We start from the raw sequence: 12,447 nt of genomic DNA on the forward strand, positions 1-12,447 counted from the left end.
TCGCGCGGATACCCACCATGCACTCGCCTGAACATTGTTTTACACGTTTTACTGCTGATACTTCTGACTATGAATTACCAACGCAGTTTACGTTTCCGTTCTACTACACGCCGCATCCTCTTTGCGTTATGGCCGCAAAGCAATTGCAACAGCACTTATTAGCGCAAACCGACTTCGAACACAATTTTGGTTTGGTTAATGAAGAAACGGGGCGAGGCAAAATGTTTGGCGTATTGCTGGTAAAAAGCCCTCAAGGCGAGCTCGGCTTTTTAAGTGCGTTTTCTGGCAAAATTGCCGACCAAAACTTGATTCCAAGATTTGTCCCTCCTGTGTACGACATGCTGACCGATGAAGGCTTCTTCCGCGCAGAAACGGATGCCATCAACGCCGCCAATGCGGAGTACAAAACCTGTGCTGCGAATCCGGAATTGGCAGATCTTAAAGCGCAAATCCAAGCCGACCGAGCCGCTTATCAGCAAGAAGAGCAAACACAGCGCCAAGTGATGATAGACGGCCGCGCCGCACGCAAACGACAGCGCCAACAGGGCGAGCAAACACTCAATGCCGATGACCTCAAAATCTTGTTGGATGAGTTGGGTAAACAAAGTGTCGCCGAGAAAAACGTTCTCAAATACTTAAAGCAAGCGTGGGATGAAAAGCTTGCAATCAAAGAAGCGCGATTGGCCGAGTTAGAGCAGCAACTTGCTCACCTTAAAGAGCAGCGCAAAACGCTCTCCAACGCTTTGCAGCACAAACTGCATAAACAATACCGCTTCCTAAACAACTATGGCGAAGCACGCGACTTGGTGGACATTTTTGCGGACACCACAAACCCAATCCCACCAGCAGGTGCGGGGGAATGTGCTGCGCCAAAACTGCTTCAATACGCGTTTAAACACGGATTCAAACCGCTGGCGCTGGCAGAATTTTGGTGGGGTGTGTCGCCAAAGTCTGAAGTTCGCCAACACAAAAAATTCTACCCATCGTGCAACAGCAAATGTCAGCCGATTTTGGGTCATATGATGCAAGGGCTGGATGTCGAACCTAACCCATTGGCGGAGAATTGGGCAGAAGACAAAGAGCTAGAGATAATCTACCAAGACGACGCTATGGTCGTCGTCAACAAGCCCTCGGGCTTACTTTCAGTACCGGGTAAAACCATCAAAGACTCTGCTTATACGCGCCTACAAGCGATGTTCCCTGATGTGGAAGGGCCGTTTGTGATTCATCGCCTCGACATGGCGACCTCTGGCATTTTGGTGTTTGCCTTAACTAAACGCGCGAACAAAAGTCTGCAAAAACAGTTTATGGCTCGCGGCGTACAAAAACGTTATATGGCACTACTCGAAGGCGTATTGAACGCGCCGGAAGGAGAAATTTCACTGCCAATGCGTGGCGACCCCGACGATCGCCCACGTCAGTTGGTGTGTTTTGAACACGGTAAACATGCAGAAACCTACTGGCAACTGATTGAAGTCAAAGATGGACGCAGCAAGGTATACATGTATCCGAAAACCGGGCGAACTCACCAACTACGTGTACACAGTGCTCATCACATGGGGTTAAACATGCCGATGGTTGGTGATGGTTTATACGGCGAAAAAGCGAATCGCTTACACCTGCATGCTGAGATGCTAGAGCTGGATCATCCATACAGCAAAGAGCGCATGGTGTTCAGAGCTGAGTGCGAGTTCTAACTTCTTCCAGATTTTAAATAACAAAAAGGCACTGACTAACAGTGCCTTTTTGGGTTTCTAACAACAGAATAAGCGTGATGCGCGATACCGAAAACCGTTAGCTCACCTTAAACTTGGTCCACACCTGAGAGCGCCAACGCCTTGCCATGATGATACCACGCACCCATTCATCGAGAGCGATTGCCATCCAAGCCCCTAAAACGCCATAACCCATGTGGATGCCAAAGATGTAGGAGAAAAACACGCCTAGTCCCCACATACTCAAAATCCCCATTTGCACTGGGAACTTGATGTCACCCGCGCCTTTGAGCCCCGCGATAAAAATCAGGTTAAACACACGTCCGGCCTCGAGCAAAATTGAGCCCATGACTAACGAGCCTGCCAATGCGAGTATTTCCGGTTGATCGGTAAATACGCGCAGAATCTCTTCTCTAAACAGGTAAATCAGTGTGGTTGCCGCCGTTGATGCCACAAATCCCACTAAGAAGTAGATTTGTACGCGTTTTAAAATGCTGCTCACCCAACCTTTACCGATGTAGTAACCAGTCTGAATTTGCGCTGCCTGACCAATTGCCAATGCGAAAGCAAACGAGAAACGGGCTATGTTTTGTGCATAAGTGAAAGCCGCCAACGATGCCGTCCCCATTTGCACCACAAAGTACACAATGCAGATTTGCGCCACGTTATAAGACAGCACTTCACCCGCGTTCATGCCGCCGATTTTTAAGATCTTTTTGTAAATCTCTGCGGGCACTTGTTTCATGGTCGACATCGGTAGTTCAATGCTGCTGCGAGCGAGAATAAACCATAACATTAACGTACCGATGACTTGGCTGACGACGGTTGCTATTGCTACACCTTGCACACCATACACAGGTAAACCAAATGGCTGGTAAAGCGCAATGTAGTTACCAATGATGTTGAACACACCAGAGATCAAGTTCACCACCATTGGAGAGCGTGAATAGCCATGGCTACGCAAAATAGTTGTAAAAACAACGCCAATCGTAACGTTAAACGTCATCGCACCGCTGATCAGCAGATATTCACGTGCGTATTGCTCGACTTGTGCCTCCAAACCGTAATACGGGAGCAGGAATATCGCGCCAAGCACAGCAATCACACTCAAGAATGCACCGACAATCACGGACAGCGCAATACTTGCAACGCCGACGTTCACAGACTCTTGCTCGCGCCCAGCGCCGTTGTATTGGGCAATCAAAATCCCCGTTCCGCTGCTGACAAACGTCGAAACGATGATTAAGAAAAAGGTAATCTGCGTGATCACACCAACAGCGGATACGGCTTTGTCCGAGTAGCCACTCAGCATGAACACGTCACTGGTTCCTAAAGCCGTCCGTAGCAAAATTTCGACAAGAATCGGCCAAGCCAATGCCACGATGGACATTCGTTGGTTGATGTTTTGGCTTTTAGGCATGTTTTTAACCTTTCCTACAACTAAAAACTGCCTCACAAAATGTGTGAAGCAGTTTGGAAAAAGAGTAACTCGAATGAAGCTCGATATGAGGTCGTGATTTAGCGCGGATTCTAGTCGCATATTGGTCACAACGACAACAATATTTCGCTCTGTTTCGGAAAAATATTTCTAATGCTTTTTCACAACGAAAAACTCATTGACGGAACTTAGAGATCGTCGATTGACGAACAATGAGCTCAATAGGTAGAAGGCGCCATTCATGCTACTTCCAACAGAGTTGAGTCAGGATAGATCCTGCAAATACGGCAGTGGAAATGCATTACTTTGAATTATTAATCGAACCATCTGAAGCCATAAAGATCCGCCATGGAAAACTTTATAAGCCTTTGTTGTGCTTTGAGCACTCTCACCAAACCACACCTCTAGGCCCATACTAAAAATGACTGACATCACATTTGGAAACTTTGTTGTTCTATTTATCGCTAAAATACCGCCTAGAATAAGCGTACACGTTAATTAAGCAAGGATACGTAATGTCGACATTGGCTGGAGCACGCTTAGAGGAAATGGCGGATATCCGCTCAACAAGAAAAAAGAAAATTGTCTTTTTATGCTCCAGTATCGCCGCGGCATGTTTAACTTATGGCTCCATTGCTCAATTGTTTGAGGATAATTGGGGCTTAAGCTTTTTCCATGCTCTGTGTGCCTTAGCCTGTTTAGGTATCAGTTATGTGATAAAGGTTCAACGACATCATCAATATGCCGACCTATGGCTGAGTGCAGTTTTGATGTTCGAAGGGTTATTGCTACTTCTGTATAACGATGCCCCCTCAGGCAAACTGCTATGGCTATACCCCATTGTCGCCACTCTGGTGCTGATCAATGAGTTTAAAGTCGGTCTGCTGTTTAGTGGCACCTATATCTTACTGATCTTTTTTGGCGTCGTTTTTTTAGATCGGCTACCAACAACCAGTGACATCATAGAACGACGATTTATGCTGACCTTGATAGCGACTGCATTTGTGTGTCACACATTCTCGTACTACTACACAAAAGTCCTCAACTACATTCAAACACTTTATCGTGAAGGGATTGAAGAGTTGGCGTATTTTGACCAACTCACAGGGCTTGCCAACCGCTGGAGCTTTGAAACTTGGGCGCGTGCAAAGCTCGATGAGATCAACCATTCATCTGATGACAGTATCACTGCTCTGGTCTTCCTAGATATTGATAACTTCAAACACATTAACGATACCTACGGGCACGATATTGGTGACCAAGTGCTTCAAGCTTTTGCAACTCGATTAAAAAACAATGTTCGCCATAAAGATAGAAAAACAGACAAACACGACTACTCCATCGCTCGATTTGCGGGCGACGAGTTTGTGCTCATGCTGTACGACATAAACAGTAAAGATGACCTCGACAGCATTTTGAAGCGTATTGTGAATCTATTCCCAAAAGGCTACCGAAGCTACGATATGATTAACGAGTTAACGATGAGTGTGGGCGCTGCTATCTACAAACAAGATGCGAAGGATTTATCTGAATTGACTCGGTGCGCAGATAAAGCAATGTATGCGGCTAAACACACAGGGAAAAACCAATACGCGTATTACGAACACTGCAATACCGAAGAGAAGTCAGCCTCTGAAACGCCGGCTGTGTCAGAAGCTTGCTAACGGTTAAGCGAATACATGCATCACCCATAGCCCCAGCACCAGAAATACGATTAGCCACACAGCTTGCAGCACTCTGCTTGGCTTATCTTGCTGGCGACCGAATTGGCCTTTAAACGCACGGTCCTTCACTTTGCCCATTAAGCCTTTTCCTAGAGCACGTCGATAGAATTCACGTCTCTTATGGGCTGCATTGGCGACCTCGGTAAAACGATGTCTTTGCTCATTGGTGAGATCTTTGTCCTCGTAACGAGGAGGGAGATCAGAATGCTTGCGTTGTACTGCCATCACTTCCTCCCTGGTCGATGGGTACATTTTTATTAAGTATATACCCAAATAACCAAAAGATGCGTTATAAGTGAAGGACATAGACGAAAAAACCACCCGAAGGTGGCTTTGTTACAGGCAAAAAGGACGCTTTAGAAGTACTCACATAAATACGCAGTCGCGTCTTTCACTTGAAGCTCAAATGAGGAGTTCCCTTCCACTTCAAAAAACTCACCACTTTGGTAAGTCGTCCAATCACTTTCGCCGACACGCTTGACCACAAGCGCACCTTTTACAACCGTCATACGCTCAGGCGCTTGAGTGCCGAACGTGTATTCACCAGGAAGCATTACACCAACGCTAACGTCCTGATCATTCTGGTTAAAGCCTAGTGATTTTACACTACCTGCAAAATAGCTATTTTCCTTAATACTCATTATTGGTTTCCTTATCAAAAGTCCGCTCTTTTTTACCTTGTTTCTTCCTGTTACTCAAGCTCTGAAAGCCATTAAGCTCAACGTTATAAAGCACATCCTTTGCTACTGAGCGAGGCCACCTTTTTCTAGGCTTAACCAGACGACGTAATTAGTGAGATAAAGTCGGTGAATTAGTTAACGCCAGCAATCAATAAAATCATCAATAAGAGTGTATCTGAATGTAAAAGTGGACATTAGATCATAATTTCTTAGTCTTAATCGCGGGATTGTTTGTTTTTGAGAAGGAAGGTTTCCACCATATTAAAAAAGGGAAGAAAAGTAGACCAATGACGGACTCAGCTCGCCGAAGGCGGAAAACAAGACAGGAACCAAAACTTTCATTTTGGGCTCGCCACCAATCCAAAGTCCTCAAAAGCACATTTGCCGTTTTCGGGGTGGGTCTTTTGACGTTTTTCAGCTATCAAATCCACCTATCCTATCAAGACCATATTGACCCGGAAAAAGTCTACGGCGAGTGGATTGAGATCGGCGCGCCACCCTACCAAACAGAACGTCTGACTTTCACAGAGGATGGGGTATATCGAAACCATCGACTCATCACGACAGAATTTGAATTCGATGGAAAGGTCATCACGTTGAACACTGGATTAGGAAAAACCGCGTACCAGATCTCGGGCTCTCACCTTTCACCTCAGATTCGCCGTATTGAGCCTCTTATTCCAGACCAACGATTCATCCGTAAGGGATTTGAGCATACCGTTCAAGGCTCAGAAACCGGAGCGGCTTCAAAACGTCGCGCTGCATTAAGTGAACATTTCAGCCGTGACTAGCACGTCTTCACGGCTATTTCTCCTTTCAATTCTCTTTCTATTTCGATGAAACAAAACCTTAATAAACAATGAAATAAGGTATTCATCGCATTTATCCCACCCGATACTGAGTAAACAATAATTTTAGTTTCTGCTGAGATTTTATAAATTATTGACTCAGTCTGACACTTTCTGTGTAACAGAGTGCGAGTTTTAGTTAAGTTCTCTCAAGTGCCTCGAAAACCGTCTTAATTTTTTTTGACGAAAAAAAACTCTCTGAAATGCTGAGTGTGATGCTTTTGCACATGGAGTAAATCCAATCATCTTATCTGGTGCAAGAGCAGCCTATGTTCTAGGTAGAACATGAATCCAAGGATTGAGAGAGAAGTTATGATTCGATTTAACCTATGTGCAGCTGGCGTTGCTTTAGCACTATCAGGTGCTGCAGTTGCGGCTCCAACCGCGCCAAGTATCGATATGTACGGTTCCAACAACCTTCAGTTTTCTAAAATTGAACTCGCGATGGAAACCACGTCAGGCTACTACGACATGGTGAAATACCATGAGCAAGCGAAGATCACTGTTAAGTTTAACCAGTGGAGTGGCACGCCAGGTGATACTTACAACGTCTATTTTGATGGTGCAAAAGTAGCAACCGGCCCAATCACTGGTAGCCAAACAACAGCGACATTTGAATATGGTCAGGGCGGCCTATACCAAATGGAAATCGAGGCGTGTGATGCGACAGGTTGTGCGAAAAGCGCACCAGCTGAAATCACGATTGCAGATACCGATGGTTCTCACTTGAAGCCACTGACGATGAATGTTGATCCAAACAACAAAACGTACAATACCGATCCAAGCGTCGTGATGGGTACGTATTTTGTTGAGTGGGGTATCTATGGTCGTGACTACACGGTCGATAACATGCCAGTCGACAACTTGACTCACATCCTTTACGGTTTTATCCCAATTTGTGGCCCAAATGAGTCTGTGAAGTCTGTTGGCGGCAACAGCTTCAATGCACTACAAACCGCTTGTACAGGCGTGCCTGACTACGAAGTCGTGATCCACGACCCTTGGGCTGCTTATCAGAAGAGCTTCCCACAAGCTGGTCATGAATACAGCACACCTATCAAGGGTAACTACGCAATGCTAATGGCATTGAAACAACGTAACCCTGATCTAAAAATCATCCCATCTATCGGTGGCTGGACATTGTCTGACCCATTCTTCGATTTCGTGGACAAGAAAAACCGAGACACATTCGTCGCATCGGTTAAGAAGTTCCTGAAAACTTGGAAATTCTACGACGGTGTTGATATCGACTGGGAATTCCCAGGTGGCGGCGGTGCAGCCGCGGATAAGGGTGACCCTGTAAACGATGGCCCTGCTTACATCGCACTGATGCGTGAATTGCGCGTAATGCTTGATGAATTAGAAGCTGAGACAGGCCGTACTTACGAGCTAACGTCAGCTATCGGTGTCGGTTACGATAAGATTGAAGACGTAGACTATGCAGATGCGGTTCAATACATGGACTACATCTTCGCGATGACTTACGACTTCTATGGCGGTTGGAACAACGTTCCTGGTCACCAAACTGCGCTTTACTGTGGTTCATTCATGCGCCCTGGTCAGTGTGACGGTAGTGGCGTTGATGAGAACGGCGAACCGTACAAAGGTCCTGCTTACACAGCAGATAACGGCATCCAGCTTCTTCTTGCTCAAGGCGTTCCTGCGAACAAGCTAGTACTTGGTACAGCAATGTACGGTCGTGGCTGGGAAGGCGTAACTCCAGATACGCTAACCGATCCAAATGACCCAATGACAGGTACTGCTACAGGCAAACTGAAAGGCAGTACAGCGCAAGGTGTTTGGGAAGATGGCGTAATTGACTACAAAGGCATTAAGTCATTCATGCTAGGTGCAAACAACACTGGCATTAACGGCTTCGAGTACGGCTACGATGCCCAAGCAGAAGCACCATGGGTATGGAACCGTACTACGGGCGAGTTGATCACATTTGATGACCATCGCTCAGTGCTAGCAAAAGGTAGCTACGCTAAGTCTCTAGGTCTAGCGGGTCTATTCTCTTGGGAAATCGACGCGGATAACGGTGACATTCTCAACGCAATGCACGAAGGTATGGCTGGCGGTGTGGTTCCTCAACCAAACCGTAAACCAACCGCAGCTGCTGGCGCAGATCAATCTGTAACTGGCCCTGCAAGTGTGGTTCTAGATGGTAGCCTATCGAAAGACTCTGACGGCACTATCGCGAGTTACGCGTGGGAACAAGTATCTGGCACTGCAGTGGTACTAGCAGGCGCCAACACTGCGAAAGCAAGCTTTGATGCAGCAGAAGTTACGGTTGAGGAGCAATTAACTTTCAAGCTGACAGTGACTGACAACGAAGGTGCAACGGCATCTGATCTAGTTGTGGTAACGGTGAAGCCAGCAGGTGTGGTTGACCCTGTGAACACCGCGCCAGTAGCGCAAGTTGTTGCTCCAGCAACAGCAAACGCTGGTGACGTTGTGGTTGTAGATGCGTCTGCGTCTAGCGATGCAGACAACGATACTCTTACTTTCAACTGGACGCTTCCTCAAGGTTTGAACGCAACGGTTGACGGTTCTAAAGTAACTTTCACTGCTGCTGAATACCCGCAAGACACTAGCCTAAGCTTTACCGTAAGTGTGAGCGACGGCAAAGCGTCTTCAACGGCAAGCGCAACTGTTGTTGTTGCACAGCATACCACCGATCCAAACCCAGGCACCTGTGACAACGCATGGGATGCAAGCGCAGTGTACACAGGCGGCAACCAAGTCACTCATGCAGGTAAAACTTGGGAAGCGAAATGGTGGACTCAGGGTGACGATCCTAGCCAATCTGGCGAATGGGGCGTATGGAAAGAAGTTGGCGTAGCTAACTGTAACTAAGCCCAACCTTGCAGACTTTCTGTAAAGTTAACGATGAAAGGACAGCTTCGGCTGTCCTTTTTTGTTTTTATCTCATAATGAGAAAAGCGATACCACTGACGAAAAACAGTCCGAGGTATTGCTTTCAAATCGAATTAGCCCAAAACGGATCGAGCCGATTAGTAAGAATGAAGATTACCAAGAACGATCGAGTAAACGGTCAAAACTACTGAAGACTTGTGCACACTTCATCACTCGGCCATGACCTTGACCTTGCGTTGTCACTAACTCAACATTTTCAATCTCTTCAGCGGCTTGTGCAGAGATACTGTACTTAGTGAACTTATCCTGCTCATCATGAACAATGATGGCTGGAGACGAGCGCTCAGCCAAACGCTTCAGCGGATCAATTGACTGTAATGGGTAACCAAATTGATCTTCAACTTCAGAAACTACGGCATTAAAAAGCTTCATCGAATAACCTGAACGCGCAATGCTACCGAATAGGTTCTCTACGTAATTCAATACCGGTGCAATAAGCAGTAAAGGCTTGTTTTCTAATTTGCTATGTCGGCACTCAAGAGCAGAAGCGGTGCCCATGCTGTGCCCAACTAGACCAACAATATCGTCTACCGTATCTAACACATCTTCTAACCCTTTGACAAAACCCGGAATGTGCCCATACTGCCCTTCACTCTCACCATGTGCTGGATGATCGTATGCCAAAGCGGTGAAACCTTTCGACGCAATATGTTCCATCAACGGATAAAACTGACTTGCGGTGCCAGACCAACCATGAGTTAACACCCAAATAGGTCCAGAGCCCAAAGTGTAGGTTTTGATAATGCCTGCATGTCCTTTAATTTCACCTTTGGCAAGTCCTTGAGGTTCGGTGTTTTTAGGTGCTGTGCGAGCAGGTGTCAGGAGCAACTTACGCGCGGTATTCTTTGCATGGGAAGGGGCCAGCGTATGGTGTAAACGCGTACTGATGTTCACCAAACTGCGCTTAATACTGAAACGTTGCGATGTATTAAAGTAAATTTTTTCACTCATGATTATGTCCTTAACTATCAGCTACGCACAAAAATAGAACGGTCGTGCTTTTTATGCTGATAAGAAAGAGCGAACTCAGCCGCTCTTTATGATTTTATGTCTACAAATCTGGAAAGCGAATAACTGGTATCAGCCTTTCCAGCGAGAAAATAAGTTGTCGATCCCTTGCCAAAACAGGCGCAAGCTTTCTTCCTCACCTTTAATTGAGTAAAAAACATGCGCACTCAAATAAAGACCGTATAAATCAAACGTTGCTTGGCGTGTATCTAAGTCTGCTGCAAATTCTTGCTTCTCTTTGCCTTTCGCTATTTGGATCTCCAAATAGCTCAGCCAAGTGTCTATGGATTTACGCAGTCCGGCCTGAAGTGGGCAATCTTTATCTGCCGTGTCATTCCAAGCGTCTAGAAACATACAACTTCCTTGAAATGCGTGGTTCCAAGTCATCCAAGAGTCGAGCAACCCTCGAATTTTACGTTCGATATTGCCATCCCCTGCTTCACGAACAGGCTCAATAACCCGAGCAGCGAACACTTTATTGGCGTGCTCCAATACCGATAGTTGTAAATTCAACTTCGAATTGAAGTGAGCAAACAGACCACTTTTCGACATACCGCATTGCTTGGCTAACTCACCAATCGTAAGACTTTCTAATCCGTCTTCGCTGGCGATCTCAAAAGCCCGTTGCAGAATAAACTCTTTTGTCACTTTTCCTTTTTGCATAATCTTATTTTTAGCACGATCGTTCTTTTTTGCAATCTAGAGTTAACTGGTCTAACCATACATTAGTGTCATTTTCGACTCGCTAATCACGTATTGAGTTGGTTAATGGGTTAATAATTAAGAAGTTTGAAGTAAGTCTTAAATTTAAACACAGCTTCAGTGTAAGCGCGAGTCTGTTGACTTTTTCACGCATTAATTCAGCCACAACCTGCTACTTTCACCTAAGTTTTTTTTATTTAGGTAAGTAATGTAATGGCAAAGAAACAAAAAATAGCCAGCTTAGAGTTTGCGCGTATTATTGCGATGTTTGCAATTATAGGATTGCACTGCCAGATGGCCCTGACATACTGGCAATGGGATGGAATACCGTGGGTTGGCTATATGCTCAACCAATTGGCTCGTTTTGCTGTGCCACTGTTTTTTCTCATTTCTGGTTATCTTATCCAGCCCAAGTTAAGCCGCGCACCTATCGAAACACTAAAAAACTACGCCAAACCACTGATGAAGGTTTGGCTCATTTGGAGCGTGCTCAGTTTATTGATGCCATTCCAGTGGCAAACTGTCGCTGAGGCGGGGTATCTCGCCGAAAGGCAGGGCTACTGGGGCTACTTAATGTCGACCCCGCTCAATTCACTCGTCGAAGGCGGGCTCGTTCACCTGTGGTTTATTCCAGCTCTGGTCATTGCCGTTGCCTTAATTGCCTTCCTCGTGCATATCAATATGGCTCAATTGGTACTGCCAACCGCCGTATTGCTATACATATACGGCGTGTTTGCTGGCAGTTATTCGACCATTACCGATCTGCCAGCGCCTTTCTTTACTCGTAATGGGCCGTTTTTCAGTACGTTGCTGGTAACACTGGGTTATCTAGCACGAGAAGAGCAGTGGCGATGGTCGCGAAACAATACGATTCGATGCATTCTTCTTGGTACGGCGCTGCATTTTGGTGAAGCTTATTGGCTAATGCAACACGAGGTCGCTTTTAATTCTCACGACTTCCTGTTTGGTACTGTTATCTGGGCCGTGGGTGTCTTCATGTGGCTCTTAGTCCACCCACATTTTGGCGATATGCCTTGGGTATTCAAACTATCTCCTAGCGTGTTAGGCATTTATGTTAGCCATCTGCTTGTGATAATTATTATGATGAATGTCGCTGAATTTATCGGGTTGCAACACCTCGCGAAAGACGCATTTATTTATCCTGCAACGATTGTCGCAACCATAATACTTGTGAAAGCAATTGAGGCTTCGCCGTTGAGAAAATGGCTGCTGCGCTAAATCCATTCAGCGCTCGATATAGCTAGCTCTAGCTCAAAAGGGTTAGAGCTAGCCAGTTAAAAATGAGATTTCTCTCTCACTGACCAATTTTTGACTTTCTAATCCTTCAGAATTTGCCGTCACTCACAAAAAACATTGTTCATTTCCTTTAAA

General features: G+C 45.9%; 10 protein-coding genes. 5 read left to right on the top strand and 5 right to left on the bottom strand.

Annotated elements, in window-relative coordinates:
• Positions 1 to 17 precede the first annotated feature (17 nt).
• Positions 18 to 1,697 (top strand): RluA family pseudouridine synthase, encoded by a 1,680-nt coding sequence (locus MTR11_RS09545; RefSeq protein WP_243327391.1) that lies wholly within the window; start codon positions 18 to 20, stop codon positions 1,695 to 1,697.
• Between the two features lie 97 nt (positions 1,698 to 1,794).
• Here the strand turns inward: MTR11_RS09545 and MTR11_RS09550 are convergent, their stop codons facing one another.
• A complete protein-coding gene (locus MTR11_RS09550; protein ID WP_104970335.1) occupies positions 1,795 to 3,135 on the bottom strand; it encodes an MATE family efflux transporter in 1,341 nt (446 codons plus the stop codon).
• Between the two features lie 533 nt (positions 3,136 to 3,668).
• Between MTR11_RS09550 and MTR11_RS09555 the strand changes: the two genes are divergently transcribed.
• Entirely contained in the window at positions 3,669 to 4,817 is a 1,149-nt protein-coding gene (locus MTR11_RS09555) for a GGDEF domain-containing protein (protein WP_243327392.1), read from the top strand.
• 3 nt (positions 4,818 to 4,820) lie between these two features.
• Here the strand turns inward: MTR11_RS09555 and MTR11_RS09560 are convergent, their stop codons facing one another.
• Both MTR11_RS09560 and MTR11_RS09565 read right to left on the bottom strand, forming a co-directional pair.
• On the bottom strand, positions 4,821 to 5,102 hold the full coding sequence (locus tag MTR11_RS09560) for a hypothetical protein (RefSeq protein ID WP_041853103.1): 282 nt from the start codon (positions 5,100 to 5,102) through the stop codon (positions 4,821 to 4,823).
• A 131-nt stretch (positions 5,103 to 5,233) separates the two neighbouring features.
• Positions 5,234 to 5,518: a pyrimidine/purine nucleoside phosphorylase gene (locus MTR11_RS09565; protein ID WP_005392006.1), complete on the bottom strand. Its 285-nt coding sequence runs from the start codon at positions 5,516 to 5,518 to the stop codon at positions 5,234 to 5,236.
• A gap of 326 nt (positions 5,519 to 5,844) precedes the next feature.
• On the opposite strand from MTR11_RS09565, the gene MTR11_RS09570 reads away from it, so the two are divergent.
• Positions 5,845 to 6,348 carry a DUF2850 domain-containing protein gene (locus tag MTR11_RS09570; protein WP_104972159.1) on the top strand — a complete coding sequence of 168 codons (504 nt, stop codon included), beginning with the start codon at positions 5,845 to 5,847 and terminating at the stop codon, positions 6,346 to 6,348.
• A 369-nt stretch (positions 6,349 to 6,717) separates the two neighbouring features.
• Positions 6,718 to 9,264, top strand: coding sequence for a glycosyl hydrolase family 18 protein (locus tag MTR11_RS09575; RefSeq protein WP_150917298.1), 2,547 nt, complete (start codon positions 6,718 to 6,720; stop codon positions 9,262 to 9,264).
• A 174-nt stretch (positions 9,265 to 9,438) separates the two neighbouring features.
• Here the strand turns inward: MTR11_RS09575 and MTR11_RS09580 are convergent, their stop codons facing one another.
• Complete coding sequence (locus MTR11_RS09580) at positions 9,439 to 10,296, bottom strand: alpha/beta fold hydrolase (protein WP_005392011.1); 858 nt, start codon at positions 10,294 to 10,296, stop codon at positions 9,439 to 9,441.
• Between the two features lie 129 nt (positions 10,297 to 10,425).
• Entirely contained in the window at positions 10,426 to 11,016 is a 591-nt protein-coding gene (locus MTR11_RS09585; protein ID WP_176319900.1) for a TetR/AcrR family transcriptional regulator, read from the bottom strand.
• Positions 11,017 to 11,268: 252 nt separating this feature from the next.
• On the opposite strand from MTR11_RS09585, the gene MTR11_RS09590 reads away from it, so the two are divergent.
• Entirely contained in the window at positions 11,269 to 12,294 is a 1,026-nt protein-coding gene (locus tag MTR11_RS09590) for an acyltransferase (protein ID WP_243327393.1), read from the top strand.
• Positions 12,295 to 12,447 lie beyond the last annotated feature (153 nt).

The sequence above is a fragment of the Vibrio sp. CCB-PB317 genome (assembly GCF_022808245.1).
Classification (GTDB): Bacteria; Pseudomonadota; Gammaproteobacteria; order Enterobacterales; family Vibrionaceae; genus Vibrio; species Vibrio diabolicus.